This window comes from Variovorax paradoxus, from assembly GCF_030815975.1.
Lineage (GTDB): Bacteria > Pseudomonadota > Gammaproteobacteria > Burkholderiales > Burkholderiaceae_C > Variovorax > Variovorax paradoxus_N.
Genome location: NZ_JAUSXL010000001.1, coordinates 595,890 through 622,482, shown reverse-complemented (window position 1 = coordinate 622,482; position 26,593 = coordinate 595,890). Strand labels below are relative to the sequence as shown.

General features: G+C 68.4%; 23 protein-coding genes and 1 pseudogene. 14 read left to right on the top strand and 10 right to left on the bottom strand.

What is annotated here, in order from left to right; all coding sequences use genetic code 11:
- Positions 1–4: 4 nt before the first annotated feature.
- From QFZ47_RS02990 to QFZ47_RS02960, 7 genes are all read right to left on the bottom strand, one after another.
- Positions 5–1,159 (bottom strand): NAD(P)/FAD-dependent oxidoreductase, encoded by a 1,155-nt coding sequence (locus tag QFZ47_RS02990; protein ID WP_307654209.1) that lies wholly within the window; start codon positions 1,157–1,159, stop codon positions 5–7.
- Positions 1,156–2,571: an FAD/NAD(P)-dependent oxidoreductase gene (locus tag QFZ47_RS02985; protein ID WP_307654208.1), complete on the bottom strand. Its 1,416-nt coding sequence runs from the start codon at positions 2,569–2,571 to the stop codon at positions 1,156–1,158. Before QFZ47_RS02985 ends, QFZ47_RS02990 begins: the two co-directional genes overlap by 4 nt.
- The gene (locus tag QFZ47_RS02980) at positions 2,568–2,954 is read right to left on the bottom strand and encodes a (2Fe-2S)-binding protein (RefSeq protein ID WP_307654207.1); all 387 of its coding nucleotides are present in this window, start codon (positions 2,952–2,954) and stop codon (positions 2,568–2,570) included. The genes QFZ47_RS02985 and QFZ47_RS02980 overlap by 4 nt, the downstream gene beginning before the upstream one ends.
- 19 nt (positions 2,955–2,973) lie before the next feature.
- Positions 2,974–3,468 (bottom strand): Lrp/AsnC family transcriptional regulator, encoded by a 495-nt coding sequence (locus tag QFZ47_RS02975; RefSeq protein WP_015865681.1) that lies wholly within the window; start codon positions 3,466–3,468, stop codon positions 2,974–2,976.
- 71 nt (positions 3,469–3,539) lie between these two features.
- The gene (locus QFZ47_RS02970) at positions 3,540–4,943 is read right to left on the bottom strand and encodes an aspartate aminotransferase family protein (RefSeq protein ID WP_307654206.1); all 1,404 of its coding nucleotides are present in this window, start codon (positions 4,941–4,943) and stop codon (positions 3,540–3,542) included.
- Between the two features lie 151 nt (positions 4,944–5,094).
- Positions 5,095–6,027 (bottom strand): 2-hydroxyacid dehydrogenase, encoded by a 933-nt coding sequence (locus QFZ47_RS02965; RefSeq protein ID WP_307654205.1) that lies wholly within the window; start codon positions 6,025–6,027, stop codon positions 5,095–5,097.
- Positions 6,028–6,387: 360 nt separating this feature from the next.
- A complete protein-coding gene (locus QFZ47_RS02960; protein ID WP_307654204.1) occupies positions 6,388–7,266 on the bottom strand; it encodes a GNAT family N-acetyltransferase in 879 nt (292 codons plus the stop codon).
- Between the two features lie 503 nt (positions 7,267–7,769).
- Between QFZ47_RS02960 and QFZ47_RS02955 the strand changes: the two genes are divergently transcribed.
- The 14 genes and pseudogenes from QFZ47_RS02955 (at position 7,770) to QFZ47_RS02890 (ending at position 23,189) form a co-directional block, all read left to right on the top strand.
- Entirely contained in the window at positions 7,770–8,435 is a 666-nt protein-coding gene (locus QFZ47_RS02955; RefSeq protein WP_307654203.1) for a haloacid dehalogenase type II, read from the top strand.
- 28 nt (positions 8,436–8,463) lie between these two features.
- Positions 8,464–9,759, top strand: coding sequence for an NAD(P)/FAD-dependent oxidoreductase (locus QFZ47_RS02950; RefSeq protein WP_307654202.1), 1,296 nt, complete (start codon positions 8,464–8,466; stop codon positions 9,757–9,759).
- A 69-nt stretch (positions 9,760–9,828) separates the two neighbouring features.
- Complete coding sequence (locus QFZ47_RS02945) at positions 9,829–11,451, top strand: ABC transporter substrate-binding protein (protein ID WP_307654201.1); 1,623 nt, start codon at positions 9,829–9,831, stop codon at positions 11,449–11,451.
- A gap of 37 nt (positions 11,452–11,488) precedes the next feature.
- Positions 11,489–12,445 (top strand): ABC transporter permease, encoded by a 957-nt coding sequence (locus QFZ47_RS02940; protein ID WP_307654200.1) that lies wholly within the window; start codon positions 11,489–11,491, stop codon positions 12,443–12,445.
- Between the two features lie 10 nt (positions 12,446–12,455).
- Positions 12,456–13,361, top strand: coding sequence for an ABC transporter permease (locus tag QFZ47_RS02935; RefSeq protein WP_307654199.1), 906 nt, complete (start codon positions 12,456–12,458; stop codon positions 13,359–13,361).
- Positions 13,361–15,001: an ABC transporter ATP-binding protein gene (locus tag QFZ47_RS02930; protein ID WP_307654198.1), complete on the top strand. Its 1,641-nt coding sequence runs from the start codon at positions 13,361–13,363 to the stop codon at positions 14,999–15,001. The genes QFZ47_RS02935 and QFZ47_RS02930 overlap by 1 nt, the downstream gene beginning before the upstream one ends.
- Positions 14,998–16,083 carry a tartrate dehydrogenase gene (locus tag QFZ47_RS02925; RefSeq protein WP_307654197.1) on the top strand — a complete coding sequence of 362 codons (1,086 nt, stop codon included), beginning with the start codon at positions 14,998–15,000 and terminating at the stop codon, positions 16,081–16,083. The genes QFZ47_RS02930 and QFZ47_RS02925 overlap by 4 nt, the downstream gene beginning before the upstream one ends.
- A 139-nt stretch (positions 16,084–16,222) precedes the next feature.
- On the top strand, positions 16,223–17,701 hold the full coding sequence (locus QFZ47_RS02920) for an NAD-dependent succinate-semialdehyde dehydrogenase (protein WP_307654196.1): 1,479 nt from the start codon (positions 16,223–16,225) through the stop codon (positions 17,699–17,701).
- A gap of 89 nt (positions 17,702–17,790) precedes the next feature.
- Positions 17,791–18,821 (top strand): annotated as a pseudogene (locus QFZ47_RS02915) (MerR family transcriptional regulator).
- Between the two features lie 223 nt (positions 18,822–19,044).
- Complete coding sequence (gene glnH / locus QFZ47_RS02910; protein ID WP_307654195.1) at positions 19,045–19,794, top strand: glutamine ABC transporter substrate-binding protein GlnH; 750 nt, start codon at positions 19,045–19,047, stop codon at positions 19,792–19,794.
- Positions 19,795–19,816: 22 nt separating this feature from the next.
- Positions 19,817–20,473 (top strand): glutamine ABC transporter permease GlnP, encoded by a 657-nt coding sequence (glnP, locus tag QFZ47_RS02905; protein WP_307654194.1) that lies wholly within the window; start codon positions 19,817–19,819, stop codon positions 20,471–20,473.
- Positions 20,470–21,198 carry a glutamine ABC transporter ATP-binding protein GlnQ gene (gene glnQ, locus QFZ47_RS02900; protein WP_307654193.1) on the top strand — a complete coding sequence of 243 codons (729 nt, stop codon included), beginning with the start codon at positions 20,470–20,472 and terminating at the stop codon, positions 21,196–21,198. Before glnP ends, glnQ begins: the two co-directional genes overlap by 4 nt.
- Position 21,199: 1 nt before the next feature.
- Entirely contained in the window at positions 21,200–22,258 is a 1,059-nt protein-coding gene (locus QFZ47_RS02895) for a C45 family autoproteolytic acyltransferase/hydrolase (RefSeq protein ID WP_307654192.1), read from the top strand.
- Positions 22,218–23,189 carry a MurR/RpiR family transcriptional regulator gene (locus QFZ47_RS02890; protein WP_307654191.1) on the top strand — a complete coding sequence of 324 codons (972 nt, stop codon included), beginning with the start codon at positions 22,218–22,220 and terminating at the stop codon, positions 23,187–23,189. The genes QFZ47_RS02895 and QFZ47_RS02890 overlap by 41 nt, the downstream gene beginning before the upstream one ends.
- A 9-nt stretch (positions 23,190–23,198) precedes the next feature.
- Here QFZ47_RS02890 and pyrF read toward each other — a convergent pair whose 3' ends face one another.
- The 3 genes from pyrF to QFZ47_RS02875 all read right to left on the bottom strand — a co-directional run bounded on the left by pyrF (position 23,199) and on the right by QFZ47_RS02875 (position 26,583).
- Positions 23,199–23,897, bottom strand: a complete 699-nt coding sequence (gene pyrF, locus QFZ47_RS02885) for an orotidine-5'-phosphate decarboxylase (protein WP_307654190.1) — start codon at positions 23,895–23,897, stop codon at positions 23,199–23,201.
- A 95-nt stretch (positions 23,898–23,992) separates the two neighbouring features.
- The gene (locus tag QFZ47_RS02880) at positions 23,993–25,444 is read right to left on the bottom strand and encodes an N-acyl-D-amino-acid deacylase family protein (protein WP_307654189.1); all 1,452 of its coding nucleotides are present in this window, start codon (positions 25,442–25,444) and stop codon (positions 23,993–23,995) included.
- 23 nt (positions 25,445–25,467) lie between these two features.
- Entirely contained in the window at positions 25,468–26,583 is a 1,116-nt protein-coding gene (locus tag QFZ47_RS02875) for a DSD1 family PLP-dependent enzyme (protein WP_307654188.1), read from the bottom strand.
- Positions 26,584–26,593 lie beyond the last annotated feature (10 nt).

The window sequence follows — 26,593 nt, the reverse complement described above, 5'->3', positions numbered from 1 at the left end:
CGCCTCAGGCAGCCTGCCTCGCCAACTCGGACGCGAAGCGCCCGATCGAGAAGCTCCCGATCGGCGTCGAAGTCCGTCCGGTGGCGATCAGTTCGGCCATGGTCTCGCCCACGCCGGGGCTGATCGCGAAGCCTTCGCCGTTGAAGCCGAAGGCATAGTGCAGCCCCGGCACGCGCGCGCTGGGGCCCATCACGGGCTGCCAGTCGGCGGTGTAGCCCTCGATGCCGCTCCACACGCGGATCAATTGCACATGCGCGAAGGCCGGCACGAAGCGGCGCAGCTCGCGCAGCTGCCGCAGCACGTTGTCCGGCCTGACGTAGGCGCGGATGTGGTCCGCATGCGCCGGCCCCTTGAGCCCGCCGCCGAAGACGATGTTGCCGCGCGCGATCTGGCGGAAGTACAGGCCTTCATGCTCGATCGGCGAAGACAGACCGATCGACGGACCGATGGCGTAGGGCAGCGGCTCGGTCACGCCCATCTGCGGGCCGCGCGCCTCCATCGGCACGGCCTCGCCGAACTGTTCGGCCATGCGGTTCGACCAGGCACCGCAGGCCACCAGCAGCTGCGCCGCGCGAAAGCGCCGCCCGTCGGCCGTATGGGCCGTGAAGCCCGCGGCGTCGTGCTCGACCTGCATCACCTCGGCCTGCTCGACGATGTTCGCGCCGGCCCGCCGGGCCGCCCTTGCGAAGGCCGGCCCGGCCAGGCGCGGATTGGCATGGCCGTCGTTCGGCGAAAGCGAGCCGCTCACCACCTCGGGCGCGAAGATGCCCCAGCGCTTGCGCAGCTGCCCGGCGTTGAAGAGTTCGAGGTCGAGGCCAAACGGCTTCACGTCCCGCGCATGCTGCTCGAGCGCGGCGGCCTGCTTGTCGGTGTAGCAGACGCGCAAGTGGCCGTAGGGCACGAACTCCAGGTCTTCGCCCAGCAGTTCCTTCACGCGGCCCCACACGGCGCGCGCGCGGTTGGCCAGCGGCATCTGTTCCAGCGCGCGGCCCTGCCGGCGCACATTGCCGAAGTTGGTGCCGCTGGCCTGGCGGCCCACCAGTTCGCGCTCGAGCAGCGTGACCGACAGGCCGTGCTGCCGGCGCAGGAAGAAGGCGGCGGTGGTGCCCATGAGGCCACCGCCCAGGATCAGCACGTCGGTGTTGGTGATTTCGCTCATGCCTGAACCTCGCGCGTGCTCATCGCCAAGGGCTTGACCGGCGCCTGCGAGCGCAGGCGGCCCACGAGTTCGATCGGCACGCCACTGGCCTGCGCGACGATCTCGGCCGAGGCATGGCCGCAGAAGCGGCCCTGGCAGCGGCCCATGCCGACACGGCTGAAGGCCTTGGCGCGGTTGACTTCGCGGCTGTCCATCTCGTTGACGCAGCGGCGAAGCTCGCCGGCCGTGACGCTTTCGCAGCGGCACACCACGGCATCGTCGGGCAGCGCGGCGGCTTGCGCATGCGGCCATGGAAAGGCGCGCGCCAGGCCTTCGCGAAAGCGGTTCATTTGCGCCAGCGTACGCCGCAATGCACTTGCTTCCGCGTCGTGGAGCGCCCTGCCCGTCGCGTGGCCCAGGTCGGCCAGTGCCGCGAGCGCCGCCAGCCGGCCGGCGGTCTCCGCACCATCGGCGCCGAGGATGCGGGCGCCATCGCCCGCCAGGTACACGCCGCGCGTGCTGCTGCGCCCGTCGGCATCGATGCGCGGCAGCCATTGGCGGCTGACCGGCTCGAAGTCGAACTCGCAGCGCGCCAGGTCGGCCAGTTGCGTTTCGGCGCGCAGATGCCAGCCGAGGCCGACCGCGTCGCATTCGAAGCGATGCGCGTGGCCTTGGGCATCGCGCACGGCCACGGCCTGCACGCCCGCGCTGTCGTCGCCGTCGATGCGCAGCGGCACCACGCCCTGCAGCACCTTCACACCGGCACGGCGCAAGTCGCGGATCAATGCCAGCCCGCGCAACGCGAGCCGCGGCCGCGCGAGCAGCCCGGCCATCGCGCCCCAGCTCTTGGCCGATGGCGAGGTGTCGAGCACGGCCATCACCTGCGCGCCGGCCTGCACATATTGCGAGGCGACGAGGTACAGCAGCGGACCGCTGCCGAGAAAGACGGTGCGCGCACCGATCGCACAGGCCTGCGCCTTCAGCGCGATCTGCGAGGCACCCAGGCTGTAGCAGCCGGCACGGTGCCAGCCCGGCACGGGCATCAACCGATCGGTGGCGCCGGAGCAGACGATGAGCGCATCGAACGGCAGCACCTGCGGCTCGCCGCCGCGCACGACGTGCAGCGCGCCTTCGCTGAGGTTCCAGGCCAGCGTATCGCTGCGGTAGTCGACCTGGCCGCGCAGCGCATCGAAGTCGCGGTGCAGCGCCTGCGCCTTGCCGGCCTCGGTGCCATAGAGCTTGGCGTAGGGGCGCCTGAACCCTTCGGGCTGGCGGCGATAGATCTGGCCGCCATCGCGCCGGCCTTCGTCGACCACGATCGGCCGTACGCCGGCCTGCACCAATGCCTGCGCCGCGCGCACGCCCGCGGGCCCGGCACCCACCACGACCACGCGCGGTGCGCCGGAAGATGCGCCGGAAGAGGTGCCGCTCATGCGCCGCTCTCCGCGGCCTGGCGTGCCAGCAGTTCCTTCAGATCGGGTGTCATGGGCCACTGCCCCACGGGTGGCCGCGTGAGCACGGACATGCCCGCCTCCACTGCGGTCGAGCAGGCACGCAGCCGCGCGCCCGACGCGGCCCACACCCAGCAGTCCTGGCAGGCGCCCATCAGGCAGAAGCCGGCGCGCGCGCCGTCGCCGAACTCGCTGTCCCGCACCCGGCGGCCCTGGCTCAGCAGCGCCACCAGCAGCGTGTCGCCTGCCAGCGCGGTGGCTGGTTGGCCGTCGATCTGGAAGGCCAGCGCGGGCCGGTCGGTTTCTGCGAGCCGCACGAAGCGGGCCGGCGGGCGAGAGGAACTGGACGAGGGTTGTTCGGGCATGGGCAGTCGAAAGCGCCGGTCAGCGCGGATGCGGAAACAGCCGTTCGATCGGGCAATGCGTCTTGATGAACGGCGACTTGATGACGATGTAGCTGAAGTACTTGGAGATGCCGATGTTGCGTTCGAGCAGCTCCTCGATCACTTCCTGGTAGTGGTTGACGCCGCGCGTCAGGAAGCGCAGCAGGTAGTCGTAGCCGCCGCTCACCAGGTGGCATTCGAGCACCTCGTCCACCTCGCGGATCGCGGCCTCGAAGCGCACGAAGTCTTCGCGGTGATGGTCCTGCAGCGTGACCTCGGTAAACACGGTGAGCGTGTCGCCGAGCTTCTCGAGCCGCAGGTGCGCGCCGTAGCCGGCGATGTAGCCGGCCTGCTCCAGCCGCTTCACGCGGATCAGGCAGGGGCTGGGCGACAGGCCGACCGCATCCGCGAGGTCGACGTTGGTCATGCGCCCGTTCTGCTGCAGCTGGGCCAGGATGCGCAGGTCGAGTCGGTCGATCTTGAAAGCTTCAGACATGGCGGTCCTGAAAAACGAAAGAGGATCCGATTCTGCTTTGCCGGCGCGGTCCCGGGGCAGTGCTTTCCCGCTCAGGCCGCCAGAGCCGCGCGCACGTCGGCGGCGGCCAGCACCTCGTCGAGCGTTTTCTTCAGGCGCACGAACATCTGGGCGAACTCGTCCTCGGTGAAGGTGAGCGCCGGCGCAAAACCGAGGATGTGGTCGCCGAAGGAGCGAAACACCAGGCCGTTGCGGTAGCCGGCGGCAAAGATGCGGTCCGCAAGGCGGAGAGCCGCGTCGAAGCCGCGCTTGCTCCGCTTGTCGCTCACCAGCTCCAGCGCGCCGAGCAGGCCGCGATGGCGTGAATCGCCGACCAGGGGGTGCGCGCGCAATGCATCGAGCCCGGCCGCGAAATGCGCCGCCCCGCGCTGGCCGTTGGCGAGCACGCCGCCCTCTTCGTACAGGCGCAGCACCTCGAGCGCGACCGCGGCGCTCACCGGATGCGCCGAATAGGTCGCGCCGTGGCCGATCGGCACGCCCGCGGGCGCACCGTCGGCAATACCGGCGTAGACCTTCTCGGACAGCATCGTTGCACCCATCGGCACGTAGCCGGAGGTTAGGCCCTTGGCCATGGTCATGAGGTCGGGCTCCACGCCTTCGGCCTCGCAGGCGAACATGGGGCCGGTGCGGCCGAAGCCGGTGATGACCTCGTCGACGACGAAGAGAATGTCGAGCTCGCGCGCGGCATCGCGCATGGCCTTGAGCCAGCCCTTGGGCGGCACGATGACGCCGCCCGAACCCTGGATCGGCTCGCAGAAGAAGGCGGCCACGTTGTCCGCGCCGAGCTCTGCCACCTTGGCGCGCAGCGAGGCCACCGATGCGGCGATCAAGGCCTGCGGGTCGGCGCCGTCCGCATGGCGGTAGGGGTTGGGCGACGGAATGTAGTGCTGCGTGGGCAGCGGCAGGTCGAAGCCGCGATGAAAGACCGGCAAGGCCGTGAGGCCCGCGCCGGTCGAGGACGAGCCGTGGTAGCCGCGCTCCAAGGCGATGAACTGCTTTTTCGACGGCTTGCCGATGGCGTTGTAGTACTGCACGATGAAGCGCACGGCGGCATCGACCGCCTCGGAGCCACCGAGCGTCAGGTACACGCGCGTCAGCGATGCGGGCGCGATCTGCACCAGCTTTTCCGCGAGGCGGATGGCCGGCTCGCTGCTGAAGTGAAAGTAGCCGGTGGCGTACGGCAGCCGCCGCATCTGCTCGGCCGCGGCCTGGACCACGCTCTCCTGGCCGTAGCCCACGTTCACGCACCACAGGCCGGCGAAGGCGTCGAGCAGTTCATGCCCGTTCGCATCCGTGAGCCATGCACCGCGCGCCGAGGCCAGCACGGTGGGGCCGCGCTCCTCGTGCGTGCGCCAGGGCGACACGGGGTGGATCAGGTGGGTGCGGTCGATGGCGTCGAGCGTGGCGTGGCGGGGCAATGCGGTGGGGTGCGTCATGGCGGTGTCGATTGAAGCGAGAGCGAAGGAAGCTTTCGATGCCATGAGCTTAGGTCGCCTGCCGCATGGCATGGTGCTGCTTTGGGGGCGCCGCGCGAAGCAGGCTGCGGTTATGCGCGCCGCCACAGCACATCATGCGGCCGGGCTTTCTTCAGTAGCCCTTGGCGCGGTCGACGCGGCCGATCATCGGCTCGCCGGCTTCGAAGCGGCGCAGGTTGTCGAGCACGGCCTCCGCGGCGCTCAGCGGCTGCGTCATGCTCGCGATGTGCGGCGTGAGCTGGATGCGCGGATGGCGCCAGAAGGCATGCGCGGGCTGCAGCGGCTCGGGGTCGGCCACGTCGAGCACGGCATCGCCGATCTGGCCGCTGGCGAGCGCTTCCAGAAAGTCGGATTCGACCAGGTGCGGCCCGCGGCCCACGTGCACCAGCCCCGCGCCCATCGGCAGCATCGAGAACAGCCTTGCATTCAGAAAGCCGCGCGTCGAATCGGTGAGCGGCAGCAGGCACACGAGGATGTCGGTGCGCGCCAGAAAGGCGGGCAGCTCGTCGGCGCCTGCATGGCATTGCACGCCATCGACGGCGTGCCGGGAGCGGCTCCAACCCGCGCAGTCGAAACCCAATGAGACCAACTGCGCCAGCACGGCCTGGCCGAGAGAGCCCAGCCCCAGGACACCCACGCGCCGCTCGCTTGCGGGCCGCACCGGCAGCGGCTGCCACCGGCCTTCCTGCTGCTGGCGCCGGTACTGCGGCATGTCGCGGTGCAGGCCGAGCACCGCATGCGTCACGTACTCGACCATGCCGCGCACGATGCCGGGCTCGACCATGCGCACCACCGGCAGCTCGGGCGGCAGCGCCGCGAAGTCGAACTGGTCTACACCCGCGCCCGAGGAGAACAGCACTTCGAGGTTCGGAAAGCGCTCGGCAATGTCTTCCGGCGGCACCCAGGCTGCGAGAAAGCGCACCTGGGCCGGGTCGCCGATGTCGGGCCAGATGCGGAAGTCGATGTCGGGGCGGTGGCGGCTGAACACTTCGGCCCATTGGCGGCCGCGCGCGGGGTCGGACTTGTAGAGAAAGGTGGTGTTCATGAGGAGGTGTGTTCTTGGCGCTGTTGTTCTTGGTGCTGTTGTTCGGGGCGCTGTTGTTCGGGGCGCTGTTGTTCGGGGCGCGTGCACAGGCCACCGGGTACTCCCCTCCGCGAATGTCCCCCGCCTTCGGCTCCTCCTTTATTTCGCTGCGGGGAGTACCCGATGCCCTGTGCACCAGGGCACGCTCTTGGTGTACAGCTGATCAACAACCGCTCTGTCCAACGCTCCCGTCGATGGGGTGCCTTGCGCAGCGAAATCAAGGAGGAGCCCGAAGGGCGGGGGACATTCGCGGAGCAAGGTACCCCGTCGGCGGGAGCGCGCCCTGAACAGCAGCAGCGCCCCGAACAGCAAGCTTTCACCCTACCCAACAGCCTGCGTAACGATCGCGAACAGCGACGGCCCTTGCGCCGCAACAGCAAGCGGCGCACCCCGCACCATCGTCGTCGGCGCATCCACGCGCAGCAGCCCGATGCTCTCGAGCCATTCGGCCAGGCCGCTGTCGAAGTCGATGTCGATACGCGTGAAGTGCCCGGCATTCAGCCCCGCGAGATGCGCGATCAGCGCCTTCGCGCCCTCGGCGTCGGGCGCGACCACCGGGCCGATCGAATGCCCACGCCCAAAGCGCCGCAGCATCGCGAAACCCTTCGGCTCGTTATCGTGGTCGAGCACCACGCAGGCATCGGCGCTTTGCAGCAGCTCGCCGACGAGTGCATCGCGCGGCATGCCGCGTGCCGCCGCGTCGAGCGCCTGCAGCGCCGGCAGTTCGTTGAGGCCCGCCGGCCGCAGGCGCCAGCCCGGCTGCAGCGCGACCAGCGGCGCCGGCTGCGCAATGCCCTGGTGCTGCCGCATCTCGCCGGTTCGCACGAAGCCCAGCCGCTCGTAGAGCCCGCGCCCTTCCGACGTGGCATGCAGCAGCACCGTGCGGTCTTCCAGCCCTTCGAGCAGCGCGCTCATCAGGCGGTGCCCGATGCGGCGGCCCTGGCAGGCGGGCGTGACGATCACCAGGCCGATGGTGGCGTGGCTCTCGCCCCAGCGCCAGCGCAGACCGGTCGCGATGATCTCGCCATCGCGCTCGACCGCAATGCCGTCGGCATGCGAGAACACCTGCTCCCAGTCGGCAGGGCGGTGCGGCCAGCGCAGTTCGGCCGAAAGCGCATGCGCCTGTGGAAGGTCGGCGGCCGTCATCGGCCTGAGCACCACGCCATCCATGGCGGGTGCGTTTGAAGTGGGTTCAGGCATAGGGGAAAACTCTCTGTTGCGAAGGATTGGCGCATCCATCTTGGACGACATTGCCGCGCCGCACCAGACCGAAATCGGCCTCTTTCGCAACTTGCAAGCTTCGGTTGCAGCACCCCCCGGTTTTGCAATTCGCTGCGGCGGAGCGCCTGCATACGCACACAAATGCCGTGCCAACCTGCCTAGGATCGACGACCACTTCCACGACCTGCCGCCATGCAAGCCTTCGATTCGCTCAACATGCTCCGGCAAGGACCTGGAACGCCAGGCCATTCGAAGCCAGGCTGCGCTTCAAAAACGTGCCCGTCGACTTTGCCGCGACGCACTGAGGTGCACGGCCGCACGCATGAAGGGCATACCGCACGGCATGCCGTCGCCACCCCCGCAAACCGCAGCTTCGTTTCGGCAGGAGTCGTTTTTCCCTACATCCCCCGAGCGACGGCGTGCTGCAATCGCTTCGTAATGAGTTTGTCGCATTTGCCACCTTTTACACAGGACCCGAGACCATGACCTTCCGTCCCAAATACGTGACCTTCGACTGCTACGGCACCCTCACCCGGTTCCGCATGAAGGAGCTGACCACCGACCTCTTCGCCGACCGCATCAAGCCCGAGCAGATGGATCAGTTCGTCGCCGACTTCACCGCCTACCGCTTCGACGAAGTGCTGGGCGCGTGGCAGCCCTACGAGGTGGTGCTGAAGAACGCGGTGCGGCGCCTGTGCAAGAAGTGGAAGATCCAGTACCTCGACAGCGACGGCCAGAAATATTACGACGCCGTGCCCACCTGGGGTCCGCACGACGACGTGGCCGCCGACCTGGCCAAGGTGGCGAAAGAAATTCCGCTGGTCATCCTGTCGAACGCCTCGGACGACCAGATCCAGAAGAACGTGGCGATGCTCGGCGCGCCCTTCCACCGCGTTTACACCGCGCAGCAGGCCCAGGCCTACAAGCCGCGGCTGCAGGCTTTCGAATACATGCTCGACTCGCTCGGCTGCAATCCGGAAGACGTGCTGCACGTGTCGTCCAGCCTGCGCTACGACCTGATGTCGGCGGACGACATCGGCATCGTCAACAAGGTGTTCGTCAATCGCGGCCATGGCCCGGGCAATCCGGCCTACCGCTATACCGAGATCCAGGACATCGGCGGGCTGCCCGGCGTCGTCGGGCTCTGATCTTTTTTTCCAGCATCAGCCTCACGCCATGAAGCTCGACTCCTACTGGACCGATTCGGCGCCTGCGTTCGCCCCGGAGGCGCACGAGCTGCCGGCGCAGGTCGACGTCGCGATCGTCGGCGGGGGCTTCACCGGCCTCTCGGCGGCGCGGACCTTGGCCCGGCGCGGTGCGCGCGTCGCGGTACTGGAGGCCGGCACGCGGGTGGCGGCCGAGGCGTCGGGGCGCAACGGCGGGCACGTCAACAACGGGCTGGCGGTGGACTATGCCGACGTGGCCGCCAAGGTCGGCATCGACAAGGCCCGCGCCTGGTACCGCGCCTACGACGACGCGGTGGACACCGTGGCGCGGCTCGTGCGCGACGAAGCCATCGACTGCGACTTCATGCGCCACGGCAAGCTCAAGCTCGCCACGCGCGCCCACCAGATGGCCGCACTCGAACGCAGCGCCGAGCGCCTGGTCCATGACGGCGTGGATACCGACGTCGAGATCCTCGACGCGGCGCAGGTGCGCGGCGAGGTGCAGAGCGAGCGCTTTCACGGCGGCCTGCTCTACAAGCGCAGCGGCCAGATGCACATGGGCCGCTTCGCCCACGGCCTGGCCGAGGCCGCGCAGCGCTACGGAGCGCAGATCCACACCGGCACTGCGGTGAACCGCATCGAGCGCCTGGGCCAGGGCCATGTGCACCGGCTGCACACCGCCGGCGGTGCCGTCGTCACCGCGCAGCAGGTGCTGCTGGCCACCGGCGCCACGCGCCACGGCGGCTATGGCAGCTTCGGCTGGCTGCGCCGGCGCATCGTGCCGATCGGCAGCTTCATCGTCGTCACCGAACCGCTCGGTGCGGACCGCGCGCTGGTGCTGCTCGCGGCGCGGCGCACCTACACCACGGTGGCGAACATCCACCACTACTTCCGGCTCACGGCCGACCACCGGCTGGTGTTCGGCGGCCGCGCGCGCTTCTCGGTCTCCAGCCCGCAGGCCGATGCCGCAAGCGGCGAGATCCTGCGCGCCGGACTGGCCCAGACCTTTCCGCAGCTCGGCGCCGTGCGGCTCGACTATTGCTGGGGCGGCCTCGTCGACATCACGCAGGACCGCCTGCCCCATGCCGGCGAACGCGACGGCCTCTACTACGCCATGGGCTACAGCGGCCATGGCACGCAGATGTCGGTTCACATGGGCGAGCGCATGGCCGCCGTGATGAACGGCGACGCGGGCGCCAACCCCTGGCAGGGCCGCGACTGGCCCGCCATTCCCGGCCACTTCGGTCCGCCCTGGTTCCTGCCGGCGGTGGGCCTCTACTACACGCTCAAGGACAGGCTGGCCTGAGCGCCTGCGAGCTACGCGTTTTCGTTTCGTGTTCTTCAACCCAAGGGATCAATCCAGGAGTAACCCATCATGAGCGACAGCAGCAACAAGAGGTTCGAAAACCTCGTCGGTCCCGGCGAAAGCCTTCGTGTGATGGAGTCGCTCAAGCGCGGCGCCTCGCGCCGCGACATCCTGGCAATGCTGATGGCCGGCGGCATGCAGGCCACCCTCGCCGGCAGTCTCGCGGGCATGGCCGTGTCCGCCCATGCGCAGACGCCACGGCGTGGCGGGCGCATCCGGGTGGCGGGCGCCACGGCCGCGGCCACCGACACGCTCGATCCGGCCAAGCAGTCGAACCAGACCGACTACTCGCGCTGCAACATGATCTACAACGGCCTGACCACGCTGGACGGCACGCTCACGCCGCAGCCCGCGCTGGCCGAATCGTTCACCACCAAGGACGCCAAGACCTGGGTCTTCACCTTGCGCCGCGGCGTGACCTTCCACGACGGCAAGGCCCTCTCCCCCGCCGACGTGGTGTTCTCGATCCTGCGCCACAAGGATGCGGCCACCGCCTCCAAGGCCAAGATCCTTGCCGACCAGATCGAAAGCGCCAAGGCCACCGGCCCGAACGAGGTGACCTTCGTGCTCACCTCGCCGAACGCCGACCTGCCCGTGATCCTGGGCACCTTCCACTTTCACATCGTCAAGGAAGGCACCACCGACTTCAACGCCGGCATCGGCACCGGTCCCTACAAGCTCAAGGAGTTCAAGCCCGGCGTGCGCTCGCTGATGGTACGCAACGACGCCTACTGGAAGCCCGGCAAGCCCTACCTCGACGAAATCGAATTCATCGGCATCGGCGACGAGAGCGCGCGCGTCAACGCGCTGCTGTCGGGCGGCATGGACCTGGTGGGCTCGGTCAATCCGCGCTCGGTGGAACGCGTGAAGGGCACGCCGGGCTTCGGCATCTTCGTCACCCAGTCCGGCCAGTACTCCGACCTCGTGATGCGCAAGGACGTGGGTCCCGGTGCCAACCCGGACTTCGTGCTCGGCATGAAGCACCTGTTCGACCGCGAGCAGATGAAGAAGACCATCGCGCTCGACTATGCCGCGGTGGCCAACGACCAGCCGGTCGATCCGACCAACCGCTTCTACTTCGCCGGCCTGCCGCAGCGTCCCTTCGACCTCGACAAGGCGAAGTTCCACCTGCAGAAGTCCGGCATCACGGGCAAGGTGCCGATGGTGGCTTCGCCCGCGGCGCTCTACTCGGTGGAGATGGCGCTGCTGCTGCAGCAGACGGCGCAGCGCGCGGGGCTGGAGATCGACATCAAGCGCATGCCGGCCGACGGCTACTGGTCGAACCACTGGCTCAACAGCCATGTGGGCTTTGGCAACGTGAACCCGCGCCCGAGCGCCGACGTGCTGCTGACGCAGTTCTTCCAGTCGGGTGCGGCGTGGAACGAGTCGCGCTGGAAAAGCGAGAAGTTCGACCAGCTGCTGCTGGCTTCGCGCGCCGAGACCGACCTGGCCAAGCGCAAGCAGATGTACGCCGACATGCAGACCATGATCCACCAGGAGGCCGGCATCGGCATCCCGCTGTTCCTCTCGAGCATCGACGGCCACACCTCCAAGCTCAAGGGCCTGTCGCCCATTCCGCTGGGCGGCCTCATGGGCTACAACTTCGCCGAGAACGTATGGCTGGATGCATGACGCAGCGCCCACAGCGCGTCGCCACCGGAGCATTGCGATGAACCCCGTGATCCTCAGGCTCCTCGGCCAGCGGCTGGTGCTCGCGCTGCTGTCGCTGCTGGCGGTGTCGGTGGTCGTATTCGCGATCACCTCGGTGCTGCCCGGCGATGCCGCGCAGGAGCAGCTCGGCCAGGACGCGACACCCGAAGCGGTGGCTGCGTTGCGTGTCCAGATGGGCCTGGACGTGCCGGCGCCGCTGCGCTATGCGCGCTGGCTCGGCGGGTTGCTGAAGGGCGATCTCGGCACGTCGAGCACCACGCAGATGCCGGTCGGCGAGCTCGTTGCCAGCCGCCTGCCGAATTCGCTGCTGCTCGCCGCCGTCACGGCGCTGTTCTCGGTGCCGATCGCGTTGACGCTCGGCATCGCATCGGCGGTGTGGCGCGGCTCGTGGTTCGACCGCGCGGCTTCCACCGCCGCGGTGGGCGTGGTGTCGGTGCCGGAGTTCCTGGTCGCGACGCTCGCGGTGCTGGTGTTCGCGGTGCAGCTGCGCTGGCTGCCGGCGCTGTCCTTCGTCAACGACATCGAGTCGCTAGGCCAGATGCTGCGCGCCTTCGCGATGCCGGTGCTGGTGCTGTGCTGCGTGATCGTGGCGCAGATGATGCGCATGACCCGCGCGGCGGTGATCGACCAGCTGGAGGCGCCCTACATCGAGATGGTGCGCCTCAAGGGCGCCTCGCCGATGCGCATGGTGCTGGCGCATGCGCTGCCCAATGCGGTGGGGCCGATCGCCAACGCGGTGGCGCTGAGCCTGTCGTACCTGCTGGGCGGCGTGATCATCGTCGAGACCATCTTCAACTACCCCGGCATCGCCAAGCTGATGGTCGACGGCGTGTCGCAGCGCGACATGCCGCTGGTGCAGACCTGCGCCATGATCTTCTGCTGCGCCTATCTGATCCTGGTGACGACCGCCGACGTCTGCGGCATTCTCGCCAACCCGCGGCTGCGGCACCGTTGAGGCCAACTCCATGGAAACGACCACCTCCACCCTGGCCCCGGATGCCACGGCTTCCGCCGCCGCCGCGCCGCCCGCGCGGCGAAGCAACCTGCTGCGCCGGCTCGGCGGCTTCGGACCCTCCGGCCTGCTCGGCCTCGCGGTGCTGCTGTTCTGGGTGCTCGCGGCGCTGCTCGGGCCGTGGCTGCTGTCGCACAGCATGGCAGCCGCGGGCACCTCGAACGTCTTCGCGCCGATCAGCGCGGTGCACTGGCTGGGCACCGACTACCTCGGCCGCGACATGCTGGCGCGCGTCATCGAAGGGGCGCGCTACACGGTCGGCGTCGCACTGCTGGCCACACTGCTGGCAAGCGGCACCGGCACCGTGCTGGCGCTGCTGGCTGCCGCCAGCGGCCGCTGGATCGACGCGGTGCTCAGCCGCGGGCTGGACACGCTGACCGCGATCCCGAGCAAGATGTTCGCGCTCATCATGGTGGCGGGCTTCGGCTCCTCGGTGCCGATGCTGGTGGTCATGGCGGGCATCATCTATGTGCCGGGCGCCTACCGCATCGCGCGCTCGCTGGCCGTCAACATCAACGCACTCGACTACGTGACCGTGGCGCGCACGCGCGGCGAGGGCACGCTCTACATCATGCTGCGCGAGATCCTGCCCAACATCGCGGGCCCGATGCTGGCCGACCTGGGCCTGCGCTTCGTCTATGTCGTGCTGCTGCTGGCGAGCCTGAGCTTCCTCGGCCTGGGCATCCAGCCGCCGGTGGCCGACTGGGGTTCCCTGGTGCGCGAAAACATCGGTGCGCTGGCCATGGGCGGCGCCTCGGTGATCGTGCCTGCACTCGCCATCGCGAGCCTGACCATCGCGGTCAATCTCGTCATCGACAACCTGCCCGGCCGTGCCGCGCGCGAAAGAGGAGCACGTTGATGGGCGCACCACTCACTGTCCAGGGCCTCCGCATCTGCGCGGGCAGCAGCACGCTGGTCGACAACCTGAGCTTTTCGGTGCAGCCCGGCGAAGTGCTGGCGCTGATCGGCGAGTCGGGCTCCGGCAAGACCACCACCGCGCTGGCGCTGATGGGCTATGCACGCCACGGCTGCCGCATCTCGGCGGGCCGCGTGCAGATCGGCGACACCGACGTGCTGGCGCTCGATGCGGCGCAGCAGCGCTCGCTGCGCGGCCGCACGGTCTCCTACATTGCGCAGAGCGCGGCCGCCTCCTTCAATCCCTCGCGCACGATCATGGACCAGGTGGTCGAGCCGACCGTCATCCACGGCCTGTGCAAGCGGGCCGAGGCCGAGGCCAAGGCGGTGCAGCTGTTCCGGGAACTGGCGCTGCCCGATCCCGAAACCATCGGCGCGCGCTATCCGCACCAGGTCTCCGGCGGCCAGCTGCAGCGGCTGATGGCGGCGATGGCGCTGATCGGCGACCCCGAGCTGGTGATCCTCGACGAGCCGACCACCGCGCTCGACGTGACGACGCAGATCGAGGTGCTGCGCGCCTTTCGCCGCGTGGTGCGCGAGCGCCGCGCCACCGCGGTGTACGTGAGCCACGACCTGGCCGTGGTCGCGCAGATGGCCGACCACATCCTGGTGCTGCGCAACGGCAAGATGAGCGAGCTCAACGCGACCGGCCAGATCCTCGCTGCCCCGGCCGACGACTACACGAAGTGCCTGCTGGCAGCGGCGCGGCCCGCGGTGCGCGCGTCGGGCCAGGCCTCGGGCGATTCCGCGCTGCTGCTCGACGTGCAGGAGCTTTCGTGCGGCTATGGCGCGGTGGACGCCAAGGGCCAGCCGGCCAAGATCATCCTCGAGGACATCAACCTCAAGCTCTACCGCGGGCAGGCCATTGGCGTGATCGGCGAATCGGGCTCCGGCAAGACCACGCTGGCGCGGGCCGTCGCCGGCCTGCTCAAGCCCTGCCACGGGACCGTCATGTTCGACGGGCACGCGCTCGAGCCCACGCTGCAGCAGCGCGAGCGCGAGCAGCTGCGCCGCATCCAGATCGTGTTCCAGATGGCCGACACGGCGCTGAACCCGTCGCAGACCATCTGGCGCATCCTGGCGCGGCCGCTGCAGTTCTACAAGGGCTTGCGCGGCGAACCGCTCAAGCGGCGCATCCATGAACTGCTCGACCTCGTGAAGCTGCCGCACACGGTGGCCGACCGTTTGCCGGGCGGACTTTCGGGCGGACAGAAGCAGCGCGTCAACCTGGCGCGCGCGCTGGCGGCCGAGCCCGACCTGATCCTGTGCGACGAGGTGACTTCCGCGCTCGACACCGTCGTGGCCGCGGCGGTGCTCGACCTCATGGCCGAGCTGCGGCGCGAGCTCGGCGTGTCCTACCTGTTCATCAGCCACGATCTGCACACGGTGCGCTCGGTGTGCGACGAGATCGTGGTGATGCAGCATGGCCGCAAGCTCTCGCAGGTGGCGCGCGCCGACTACGAGCGCGGGCCTCACCACCCCTACTACCAGCTGCTCGCGCGCTCGGTGCCCGAGCTGCGCCAGGGCTGGCTCGACGACATGGACCGCGCGGCAGTCACATCCACCCGGGAGGCACTCGCATGATTCCCACATTCCGCATTGCGCTGATCGCCGGCGACGGCATCGGCAAGGAAGTGATGCCCGAAGGCCTGCGCGTGGTGCAGGCCGCCGCGGAGCGCTTCGGCTTCGAGCTCGACTGCCGCACCATGGCCTGGGCCAGCTGCGACTACCACGCCGAGCACGGCCAGATGATGCCGGACGACTGGAAGGAACAGCTCCAGGGCGTCGACGCGCTGTACTTCGGCGCCGTCGGCTGGCCCGCCACCGTGCCGGACCATGTGTCGCTCTGGGGATCGCTCCTGAAGTTCCGCCGCGAGTTCGACCAGTACATCAACCTGCGCCCGGTGCGCCTGTTCGAAGGCGTGCCCTGCCCGCTGGCCGGCCGCAAGCCCGGCGACATCGACTACCTCGTGGTGCGCGAGAACACCGAAGGCGAGTACACCTCGCTCGGCGGCGTGATGTACGAGGGCACCGAGCGCGAGATCGTGATCCAGGAGTCGGTGTTCTCGCGCCACGGCACCGACCGCGTGCTGCGCTATGCCTGCGAGCTCGCCCAGTCGCGCAAGAGGAAGCACCTCACGGTGGCCACCAAGAGCAACGGCATTGCGATCAGCATGCCCTGGTGGGACGGCCGCGCCGATGCTATCGGCCGCGACTATCCCGAGGTGACGATCGACAAGCAGCACATCGACATTCTCTCGGCGCGCTTCGTGCTGCAGCCCACGCGCTTCGACGTGGTGGTGGCAAGCAACCTGTTCGGCGACATCCTCTCCGACCTGGGGCCGGCCACCACCGGCACCATCGGCCTTGCGCCTTCGGCCAACCTCAATCCCGAGCGCAGGTTTCCGTCGCTGTTCGAGCCGGTGCACGGCTCGGCCCCCGACATCTACGGCCAGAACATCGCCAACCCGATCGCCATGATCTGGTCGGGCGCGCTGATGCTGGACTTCCTCACGCAAGGCCAGGGCGCGGGCCGCGCCGCGCACGATGCGATCCTGGGCGCCATCGAGGCGGTGCTTCGCGACGGGCCGCGCACGCGCGACCTGGGCGGCACGGCCTCGACCACCGAGCTGGGCATGGCCATCGCCGAACGCGTGGCGAATTGACTCACCCCCAGGCTTCGCGCACTTCGTGTCGCTACGCCACCCCCCTCTCCGGGGGCAACACCAGCGGCCCGGCAAAGCCGGTTCCGCGGTGTTCCTGGAAGGGATCTCCTTGCCGAATTCAACGAACCCCGAATCGACCATGACACTGACCCTTGAACACCAGGACCTGCTGCCCGGCCAACAGCTCATCGGCGCCGATTGGCGCGAAGCCAGCGACGGCCGCCGCCTCGACGTGACCGACCCCGCCACCGATGGCGTCTTCTCGAGCGTGCCCGACGGCACCGCTGCCGACGCACGCGCCGCGGTCGACGCGGCGCATGCCGCCTTCCCCGCCTGGCGCGCCGTGCCGGCCAAGCAGCGCGCGCAGATCCTCAAGCGCTGGAACGACCTGATGCTCGCGCACCAGGAGGACCTGGGTCGCCTCATTTCGCGCGAACAAGGCAAGCCGCTGGCCGAAGGCCGCGGCGAAGTGGCCTATGCGGCCAGCTATGTCGAATGGTTCGGCGAAGAAGCCACGCGCGCCAATGGCGAAGTGATTCCCGCGCCGGTCACGGGTCGCCGCATGCTGGCGCTGAAGGAGCCCGTGGGCGTGGTCGCCGCGATCACCCCGTGGAACTTTCCGGCCGCGATGATCGCGCGCAAGATCGCGCCCGCGCTGGCCGCGGGCTGCACCGTGGTGTGCAAGCCGGCCGAGGACACGCCGCTGACCTCGCTCGCGCTCGTGAAGCTGGCCCAGGAAGCCGGCGTGCCGGCCGGCGTGCTCAACATCGTGACGGCCTCGCGCGAGCGCACGCCCGAGGTGGTGGACGTGTGGCTCGCCGATGCGCGCGTGCGCAAGATCAGCTTCACCGGCTCCACGCCGGTGGGCAAGCACCTGGCGCGCGCCTCGGCCGACACGCTCAAGAAGCTGTCGCTCGAGCTCGGCGGCAATGCGCCTTTCGTCGTGTTCGAAGACGCCGACGTCGATGCCGCGGTCGAAGGCCTCATGGCCGCCAAGTTCCGCAACGGCGGCCAGACCTGCGTGAGCCCGAACCGCGTGTTCGTGCAGGCCAAGGTGCACGACGCCTTCGTCGACAAGCTGGCCGCGCGGGTGGACGCGCTCAAGGTCGGCCCGGCCACCGAGCCCGATTCGCAGATCGGCCCGATGATCAACGCACGCGCGGTCGACAAGATCGAACGCCATGTGCGCGAAGCGGTGTCGAAGGGCGCGCGCATTGTGGTCGGCGGCAAGCGGCTGCGCTCCGCGCGCTGCGACGGCCCCAACTACTACGCGCCGACCGTGCTGGTGAATGCCGATTCAGGCATGGAATGCAGCTGCGAAGAGACCTTCGGGCCGGTGGTGCCGGTCACGCGCTTCGAGACCGAGGCCGAGGTGATCGCGGCCGCCAACGACACGCCCTTCGGACTTGCCGCCTACTTCTACTCGACCGACGTGCGCCGCATCTGGCGCGTGGCCGAGGCACTCGAATCGGGCATCGTCGGCATCAACGAAGGCGCGCTGGCCGCCGAAGCCGCGCCCTTCGGCGGCGTGAAGGAATCGGGCTACGGACGCGAAGGCTCGGTGCACGGGCTCGACGACTACATGCATACCAAGTACCTGTGCCAGGGCGGGCTTTGAGGCGGCGATCGCGCCTTTTCGGCGTTCCAGCTTGACCCGGCCCCAGGGGCACCCCCTAAAAGGGGAAGATCCATCGAAAGGAACATTTCATGCGATCTTCCGCCCCGTATTTGAGTCCATCCGAAGCGGCGAGACGGCTCGGCGTTTCGGCCAAGGCCTTGCGGCTCTACGAGCAGCGCGGCCTGGTTGAACCCGGCAGAACCACCGCGGGATGGCGAGCCTATGGCCCGGCGGAGATGGCCCGCGCAGGCGAGATCGTCGCGCTTCGCGCGCTCGGCTTCAGTCTTGCCCAGGTCGGGCGGGTGCTGGAGGGCAACTCCCAAGGCCTGGAGCAAGCATTGGCCGCGCACCAGACTGCGCTGGAGGCGCAGCTTCAGCAGCTTACGCACACCGTCGACAAGGTCCGCGGCTTGCGAAGCGGCGTTGCGCAGGGCCAGACACCGACCATCGGCGAACTGGCGGGCCTGCTGGCACCCGCCTGCGAAATGCGCCTTGCCTTCGACCTGCCTTGGCCCTGGGGCGGGGAGCGATTCGAGCTTCGCGACATCCGGCCGCTCAATTACATCGTCGGTCCGCTCGGCAGCGGCAAGACCCGGCTGGCGCAGCGCATTGCCGAAGCACTGCCCAACGCGGCCTGGCTGGGGCTGGACCGGCTGGCAGAGAGCGGCACCGCGGCAAGACCACGGATCGATGGCGCCTCTCTATTGAAGTCTCGGCTCGATCGCGCGCTGGCCTGGCTCGTGGAGGACGGCGCGACGCCCTCCGATGCCCTGCTTGCATTGCTGGCCGGGCTGGAAGCAGAAGGGCCGGTGCCGTGGTCGTGGACCTGATCGAGCACGGGTTGGACCAGCCCACCCAGGAGGCGCTGATCGCCCGGCTGCGCCGCCGCGGACCGCACGCGCGGCCGATCTTCATGCTCACCCGCTCCTGCGCGATCCTCGACCTGGCTGCCGTCGGTCCGGACGAGGCGATCATCCTGTGCCCCGCGAACCACAGTCCACCGACGCAGGTCGTCCCCTGTCCCGGCGCTCCAGGCTACGAGGCCGTCGCCACATGCCTGGCGTCGCCGGAAGTACGGGCGCGGACAGCAGGACTTGTCGCATGGCGGCAGGCGGCCTGAGCACGATGGACAGCGCGGTTTTCGCGCGGCGTCCGCAACTGGGCTGAACCCGCCTTCATCTTTTTTCTGCGCGGCGGTCGCGCCGAAGGCTGCCCCGGGCAAACCCGGGCTTGCGGCGAACGCCGGACATGGCACACATTATGCAAATGTATTTGCGTATTCTGCAAATACGCAAATACATTTGCACCAATTCGGTGAGTCTGTCACCTCCAGAAGGATTGTCATGAAGAAACTTGTTCTCAAGCTGCTCGCAGCCGCGACGCTCGCCACGTCGATCGCCGCCCCCGCCCTCGCGGCCGGCCCTTTGCTCGTCGCCGTCGATACAGCCTTTGTCCCCTTTGAATTCAAGGAGGGCGACAAATACGTGGGTTTCGACATCGACCTGTGGGACGCGGTTGCGAAGGAACTCAAGCTCGACTACAAGCTGCAACCGATGGACTTCAGCGGCATCCTGCCGGCACTGCAGACCCGGAATGTCGATGTCGCACTGGCGGGCATCACCATCAAGGACGAGCGCAAGAAGGTCATCGACTTCTCGGACGGCTACTACGACAGCGGCTTCATCCTCATGGTGCCCACCGCCAGCAAGATCACCGGCGTGGCGGACCTGAAGGGCAAGACCCTGGCCATCAAGACGGGCACCTCTGCCGCCGACTATGCGAAGGCCAACTTCGCCGGCACGGAGCTGCGCCAGTTCCCGAACATCGACAACGCCTACCTCGAGCTGATGACCGGCCGCGTGGAGGCCGCCATGCATGACACGCCCAATGTCCTCTACTACATCGCCACCGCAGGTGCAGGCAAGGCGAAGGCGGTCGGCCCGCAGATGATGGCGCAGCAGTACGGCATCGGCTTTCCGAAGGGCAGTCCGCTGGTGGCGCAGGTGAACGGCGCGCTGGCAAAGATCAAGGCGGATGGGCGCTACGCGGCAATCTACCGGAAGTGGTTCAAGACCGAGCCGCCGAAGTCCTGATCGAGCAGCAGCGGAGCAAATCATGGATTTCGACTGGTCAGTGATCGCGGGCGCACTGCCGGCCTTGCTGAAGGGAGCCCGGCTCACGGTGCTCATCACGGTGGCAGGACTGCTGGGCGGCACCTTGCTGGGCTTGCTGTTCGGCTTGATGCGCGCCTATGGCGGCAGATTCGTCAGCAGCATCGGCTTTGCCTACGTGGGACTGGTGCGCGGCACGCCCATCGTGGTGCAGGTCATGTTCATCTACTTCGCGCTGCCCGGGCTGCTGGGCGTGCGCGTCGACCCGATGACCGCGGCCATTGCCTCGATCATCATCAACTCCGGCGCCTACATCGCTGAGATCGTGCGCGGTGCCTTCCTTTCGGTGCCCAGGGGCCTGAGCGAAGCCGGGCTGGCGATGGGGCTGCCCCGGTGGCGCGTGCTGGCGTTCGTCGTCGGCCCGGTCGCCTTTCGGCGCATGACGCCGGCGCTGGGCAACCAGTTCATCGTGAGCCTGAAGGACACCTCGCTCTTCATCGTCATCGGCGTTGGCGAACTGACCCGCCAGGGGCAGGAGATCATGGCGGCCAATTTCCGCGCCATCGAGATCTGGAGCGCCGTCGCGGTGATCTATCTCATGCTGATCGGGGTGCTGACGCTGGGCCTGAGAACCGTCGAAAGAAGGATGCGCGTCCTGTGAACATCGTTGAATTCAAGAATGTCGAGAAGCACTTCGGTGCCAATGTGGTGCTCGACCGGGTGAACCTGCAGATCGGCCAGGGCGAGGTCGTCGTGCTGATCGGCCCCTCGGGTTCGGGCAAGTCGACGCTGCTGCGTTGCATCAACGCGCTGGAGCAGATCAACGGCGGCGACCTGCTGGTCGGCGGGCTGAGCGTGCGCGGCGGCAATGCCGTGACGCGCGAGATCCGCCAGGAGGCGGGCATGGTGTTCCAGCAGTTCAACCTGTTCCCGCAGATGACGGCACTGGAGAACGTGGCCTTCGGGCCGCGCCAGGTGCGTGGTGCCTCCAAGGCGCAGGCCCACGCCCAGGCGAAGGAACTGCTCGGCAAGGTCGGCCTGGCCGAACGCATGCACCACTACCCGAGCGAGCTTTCTGGCGGGCAGCAGCAGCGCGTGGCCATCGCCCGCGCGCTGGCCGTCAAGCCGAAGCTGATGCTTTTCGATGAACCGACCTCCGCGCTCGACCCCGAGTTGCGCCAGGAGGTCTTGCGCGTCATGCAGGCGTTGGCTGAAGAGGGCATGACGATGGTGGTCGTGACCCACGAGATGCAGTTCGCCCGCAAGGTCGGCACGCGGCTGATCTTCATGGAACACGGCCACATCACGGTCGACGGCCACCCCGCCGGACTTCTGGACAACCCACCGAACCAGCGCCTGCGCGATTTCCTGCAACACGTGGAGTGACATGCCGAGATTGATCTACCTTGAAGCCGGAGGCTCGCCCTTCGAAACCGGCCGCGCCCTGGGCCGTTTCGGCGCCGCGGCGATGCACGGCTACACGCAGCGATCCCCTGCCTGGGCCACAGTCGTGCATCACCGCGGTACGGCGATGTCCAAGGCCATGGCCGCCCAGGTACAGACAGGTTTTCCGCGCGTCTGGGACGAACTGCAGGGCCTGGCCGCCGGCCTGGAACTGCCGTTCGAAGACGTGTTCCTGTGGAACTGCCGCGGCGATCTGTGGGCCATGGCGCCCGACGGGTGCACCACCGTGCAAGAGGCCGGTACGCTGCGTCGCATCACGCACAACGAAGACGGCGATCCGGCCTTTGCCGGACATTGCGCAATTGCGGCCTGCGCGGTGGAGGGCGGCGCATCCTTCGCATCGTTCGTCTATCCCGGATCGCTGCCTGGGCACACCTTCGCGGTGACCGAAGGCGGCCTGGCCGTGACAGTCAACAACCTGCGATGCCTGGGGGTGCGCCCCGGCGTGCCGCGGATGGTGCTGGCGCGGGCACTGCTCGAGGCGGCGAACCTGGAACAGGCACTCGCGCTGCTTCGTTCAACCGAACGCGCGGGAGGCTTCCACCTCACCCTGGCGCACCGTGATGAGCCTCGACTGCTCAGCGTGGAGTTCAGCTCCGAAGCCTGCTCGGCCGTCGAGATCACGGGCCGCGCGTTGCATGCCAACCATGCGCTGCACGCGACGCTGCGCGATCTGCCGCAGATCGTCACTGGCTCGTCGCAGCACCGCCAGCATCGCGGCAACGCCCTGCTGGCGGGCGGCGATTCGAATGCAGCCGATCCCCTGCGCGTGCTTGCCGACCATGGCGATGCTGCGTTTCCGATCCTGCGCGCCGATCCGGCCGACAGCGATGGCGAGAACACGATGGCAACGGCAGACATCCGCATCGGTGCGTCGCGCATCGAATGGCAGGTGTACGAGCATCCAGCGCAGCCGCCACGATTCCATATGATCGACGGCCATGCAAGCACCGAAAAAAGCCAGCGCGCCCACTCCGCCTGACACCGGGTCCAACGCCTCGCCACCACGCACTGTCGAGGCGCTGCGCGCACTGACGGTGCGCGTGGGCCGGGGCGATGCGCTGATCTCGATGGGCGGCAAGGCGCACAGCGTGCTGGCACGCCTGGTCGAACGCCCGGAAGAGGTGGCGGTGCGCACGATCACCGAGTTGGCCGAATCGCTGGGTGTGAACGCATCGACGCTGACGCGCCTGGCGACCCGGCTCGGCTATGCGGGCTTCGTCGATTTCCAGACGGTGTTCCGCGACGGCCTGGCCTCGCATCACCGCCACTTCTACAGCGAGCAGGCCGGTCGATTGGTCGCGCATGCCTCCGAGCGCTCGCAATCGGGGCCTGGCAGCGAGCGTCCGGAAATCGCAACCATGGTGCAGATTGCCAAGGATTCGATCGCGAACATCGAGGGCTTCCTCGCGCAGCTCTCGGCCGACGAATTGAAGCAGGCAGCCCGGCTGCTTGCCACGGCGCCGCGAGTCCGCGTACACGGGCTTCGGCAATTCAGCGCGCTGGCGAGCTTCCTGAGCTACGGCCTCGCCATGGTGCGAGGCGATGTGGCACTGCTCGATCCGCACGGGCTCGGCGTTGCCGAAGGGCTGGCCCAGTTGCAGCCTGGCGACCTGGTGGTGGTGACGAGCGTCGAGCCCTACACGCGCAGCATCGCCGAGACGGCAGCGGCCGCGGCCGCCGCGGGAATGGTGGTCATCGCCATCACCGACAACCGGGCATCGCCGCTTGCGACCTTCGCGAAACATGCGTTCTTCGTGCCGCACGGCAGCGCCTTCTTCAGCAACTCGATGGGCGCCTACGTCATCTTCTGCGAGGGCCTGCTGAACCTGATCGCCACCGATCTAGGGAAGAAGGCACTGAAGGCGCTTGAACGGCGTGAACATTTCATTGCCGACCTGAAGATCGAATAGCGCTTGCTTTCACCGCGCTGCCGACAGCTCCGCGCGCAGTGCGGCAAAGGCATCTGCGGGATTCGAAGCGCGTGATATCGGACGGCCGACGACCACATGCGTCGCGCCAGCGCCGATGGCCTGCGCCGCCGTGGTGAAGCGCGCATGGTCGCCCTTCTTCGAATCACCGGCCAGCTGTATGCCGGGTGTGACGATCAGCGTGTCCGATGGGAGAGTCTCCCGGAGCATCCGCGCTTCGAGCGGCGAAGCGACGACGCCGTGGCATCCCGCGGCAACGGCAAGCCGTGCGAGGCGCAGAACCTGTTCGCGCACTGTCGAGCCCACACCCACTTCGCGCAGGTCTTCGTCGTCCATGCTGGTGATGACGGTGAGTGCGAGTACCTTCAATCGAGGAAAGTGGCGCGCGGCCTCGACCGCGGACCGAAGCACCGCCGAGCCGCCCGAGGCATGGACAGTCACCATCGAGGCGCCGATCTGCCCCACTGCGGTCACGGCCGCCGCAACCGAACTCGGAATCTCCAGCAGCTTGAGGTCCAGGAACACACGCTTGCCTCCGTCCACGAGCTCGCGCACGACCGAAGGCCCGGCTGCGGTCAGCAACTGCAAGCCGACCTTGTAGAACGTCGCTGCGGGGCCCAATTGCCGCACGAGGCCTGCTGCCGATGAAGCGGTGGCAAAGTCGAGCGACACGATGATGCGACTGTCCAAGCGGTTACCTCGTCTGCAAGGCCGGCGCTCCCTCACTGGAGACGTTGCCGAGTTGGCACAACTGCGCAGCCTATCACCTGGGGGGCACCCGGCTTTCACACCTCGCGCGCCAGCACCCGCCCCGGCCGCGCGCCCGTCGACCCGCCATTGCGCCACACGATCGCGCCGTTGACGATCACCGCCTCGATGCCACGGGCCGGCGCCATGGGTGTTTCGTAGGTGGCGGCCTCGTCCACGGTGTCCGCGTCGAACAGGGCCAGGTCGGCGTACGCGCCTTCCTTCAGCACGCCGCGGTCTTTCAGGCCGAAGTTCTTCGCCGTCAGTCCGGTCATCTTGTAGATGGCGGTTTCCAGCGGGAACAGACCGAGCAGGCGCCCGTAGTGCCCCAGCACGCGCGGAAAGCTGCCCCACAGCCGCGGATGCGGCGCCGCATCGTGCGGCAGGCCGTCGGAGCCGATCATGGTGTTGTCGAACTTCAGGATGCGCTGCACGTCGGCCTCGTCCAGCCTGAAGTAGATGCCGCCGGCCGGGCTGAGCCGGCGGATCGCTTCGTCCTGGCTGACGCCCAGCTTCTTCGCGATCGCGTCCAGGTCCTGGCCCGCATGCTCGGGCATGGGTTTCGACCAGCTCACGATCACGCGCGACGAAGTCGCGGCGCGGTCGGACGAGAGGATGGTCGAGCCGGCCGTGTAGGGGTAGCAGTCCAGGCAGATGGGCTGGGTGGCCATGTTCTTCTCGATGAAGGACAGCGCCTCTTGCGAGCGGCCATGGTTCGCCGGCCCCACCACCTTCATGTGCGAGATCACCACCTGCACGCCGACCTCTCGGCCGACGCGGAAGGTTTCCTCCAGCGAGTCGATCACCTGGTCCGCCTCGTTGCGCATGTGGGTGCAATACACGCCGTTGAATGCCTTCAGCGGGCGGCAGGTTTCGATCACTTCCTCGGTGGGCGCCGCGACCGCGGGTTCGTAATAGAGACCGGTGGAAACGCCGATGGCGCCGGCCTCGAGCGCTTCCTGCACCAGCGCGCGCATGCGGGCGATCTGTTCGTCGGTGGCCGGCAGGCCCAGATCGTCCAGCGTCGCAACGCGCAGGGTGGTGTGGCCGACGAGCAGCGCGCAATTGGTGGCCGCGGGCTTGGCGCGCAGTTCCTCGATGTACGAGGCGAAGGTGGGAAAGGAGAACCAGCCGCCTTCTTCGTCGAGCAGGTTCAATGGCGGCGTGACCGGCTGCGTGATGCCGCCCGGCATCGGAGCCAGCGAGATGCCGCAGTTGCCCGCGATCACGGTGGTGATGCCCTGGCTGACCTTGGGCGCCATGTCGGGAGCGGACAGCATGAGGCGGTCGTCATGGGTGTGCGCATCGATGAAGCCGGGCGCCGCAATGCGCCCTGCCCGGTCGATCTCCACCGCGCCGTGCGCTGCGGACAGATCGCCGATGCGGGCGATGCGGTCGCCGCGAATGCCGATGTCGCCCGTGAAGCGGGGCGCGCCGGTGCCATCGACGATGCTGGCGTTGCGGATCAGAAGGTCGAATTTTTCCTGCATCGGATACCTTGGGTAGAAAGGGGTTACAGCAGCGCGCCGCGCGCGGCGATCGGCCACAGGGCCTCCACCCGCTCGCCGCGCACGCAGACCAGGTCGTCGTAGAGGTTGACGGTCGGGTCGCAATGGCCGGGCACCAGCATCAGCGGGTCGCCCAGGGAAAGCGCGGCGGCATCGGCCGTGGCCAGCACGCCGTGCTCGTCGGAGGCTTTCAGGTAGCGCAGGTCGCTGCGCTGCCACACGGTGGGCATGCCCGAATCCACGCTGGAGGCCTTGAGGCCGGCGTCGACCACGGCGCGCTCGGGCGTGGCGCGGCTCATGACGGTGGTGCGCACGAACAGGGCATGCTCGAATGCGACGTCGTTCTCGCCGCGCTGGTTGTCGCCGTAGTCGCGGTCCATGAAGACGTAGGAGCCGGCCTGGATCTCGTTGAAGACGCCGGAGTCGCGCTCGTGCAGGAAGCTGCCGGTGCCCGCCCCCGTCACGCGCTCGACGGCGATGCCGCAGGTCTCGATGGCCGCGCGGGTCACGCGTGCGGCTTCTGCGGCACCGGCAATGGCCGCGGCGCGGTCCTGCGGTGCGCGCAGATGCTGGGCTGGCCCGTGGTAGCAGTGCAGGCCCATGAAGCGCAGCGGCGGGCTGGCCGCGACCCGCTGCGCAAGCCGCACGGCTTCTTCGCCGGGGGCCACGCCGCAGCGGTTGGCACCGACGTTGACCTCGACATAGACATCCAGCGTCACGCCCTCTGCCTGCGCCACGGCGGCCAGCGCCTGCACCTGTTGCGGGTGATCGACCAGCACGCCCATGCGCGCGCGGCGGGCCAGCGCGGCCAGGTGGCGCAGCTTGGTCTCGCCCATCACCTGGTTGGTGACCAGCACGTCGCCGACGCCGGCCGCCACGAACACCGCCGCCTCGCTGACCTTCTGGCAGCAGATGCCGACCGCTCCCAGGGCCACCTGGCGCAGCGCGATCTCCGGCGTCTTGTGGCACTTGGCATGGGCACGCAGGCACACGCCGCTGCCGCGCAGCGCCTCGGCCATGCGCGCGAGGTTGCGTTCGAATGCATCGAGGTCGAGCACGAGCGCGGGCGTATCGATGGCGTCGAGGCGGTCGCCAGGCCTTGCGGCTTTCCAGGGAGTCATGGGTCAGCGG

Coding starts and splice junctions, on each gene's coding strand:
- QFZ47_RS02945 (WP_307654201.1), top strand. CDS start 9,829: ATGAGCGACAGCAGCAACAAGAGGTTCGAAAACCTCGTCGGTCCCGGC.
- QFZ47_RS02930 (WP_307654198.1), top strand. CDS start 13,361: ATGGGCGCACCACTCACTGTCCAGGGCCTCCGCATCTGCGCGGGCAGC.
- QFZ47_RS02990 (WP_307654209.1), bottom strand. CDS start 1,159: ATGAGCGAAATCACCAACACCGACGTGCTGATCCTGGGCGGTGGCCTC.
- QFZ47_RS02985 (WP_307654208.1), bottom strand. CDS start 2,571: ATGAGCGGCACCTCTTCCGGCGCATCTTCCGGCGCACCGCGCGTGGTC.
- QFZ47_RS02975 (WP_015865681.1), bottom strand. CDS start 3,468: ATGTCTGAAGCTTTCAAGATCGACCGACTCGACCTGCGCATCCTGGCC.
- QFZ47_RS02960 (WP_307654204.1), bottom strand. CDS start 7,266: ATGCCTGAACCCACTTCAAACGCACCCGCCATGGATGGCGTGGTGCTC.
- QFZ47_RS02925 (WP_307654197.1), top strand. CDS start 14,998: ATGATTCCCACATTCCGCATTGCGCTGATCGCCGGCGACGGCATCGGC.
- QFZ47_RS02955 (WP_307654203.1), top strand. CDS start 7,770: ATGACCTTCCGTCCCAAATACGTGACCTTCGACTGCTACGGCACCCTC.
- QFZ47_RS02935 (WP_307654199.1), top strand. CDS start 12,456: ATGGAAACGACCACCTCCACCCTGGCCCCGGATGCCACGGCTTCCGCC.
- QFZ47_RS02875 (WP_307654188.1), bottom strand. CDS start 26,583: ATGACTCCCTGGAAAGCCGCAAGGCCTGGCGACCGCCTCGACGCCATC.
- glnH (WP_307654195.1), top strand. CDS start 19,045: ATGAAGAAACTTGTTCTCAAGCTGCTCGCAGCCGCGACGCTCGCCACG.
- QFZ47_RS02895 (WP_307654192.1), top strand. CDS start 21,200: ATGCCGAGATTGATCTACCTTGAAGCCGGAGGCTCGCCCTTCGAAACC.
- QFZ47_RS02965 (WP_307654205.1), bottom strand. CDS start 6,027: ATGAACACCACCTTTCTCTACAAGTCCGACCCCGCGCGCGGCCGCCAA.
- QFZ47_RS02950 (WP_307654202.1), top strand. CDS start 8,464: ATGAAGCTCGACTCCTACTGGACCGATTCGGCGCCTGCGTTCGCCCCG.
- QFZ47_RS02890 (WP_307654191.1), top strand. CDS start 22,218: ATGCAAGCACCGAAAAAAGCCAGCGCGCCCACTCCGCCTGACACCGGG.
- QFZ47_RS02940 (WP_307654200.1), top strand. CDS start 11,489: ATGAACCCCGTGATCCTCAGGCTCCTCGGCCAGCGGCTGGTGCTCGCG.
- glnP (WP_307654194.1), top strand. CDS start 19,817: ATGGATTTCGACTGGTCAGTGATCGCGGGCGCACTGCCGGCCTTGCTG.
- QFZ47_RS02920 (WP_307654196.1), top strand. CDS start 16,223: ATGACACTGACCCTTGAACACCAGGACCTGCTGCCCGGCCAACAGCTC.
- QFZ47_RS02970 (WP_307654206.1), bottom strand. CDS start 4,943: ATGACGCACCCCACCGCATTGCCCCGCCACGCCACGCTCGACGCCATC.
- QFZ47_RS02880 (WP_307654189.1), bottom strand. CDS start 25,444: ATGCAGGAAAAATTCGACCTTCTGATCCGCAACGCCAGCATCGTCGAT.
- QFZ47_RS02980 (WP_307654207.1), bottom strand. CDS start 2,954: ATGCCCGAACAACCCTCGTCCAGTTCCTCTCGCCCGCCGGCCCGCTTC.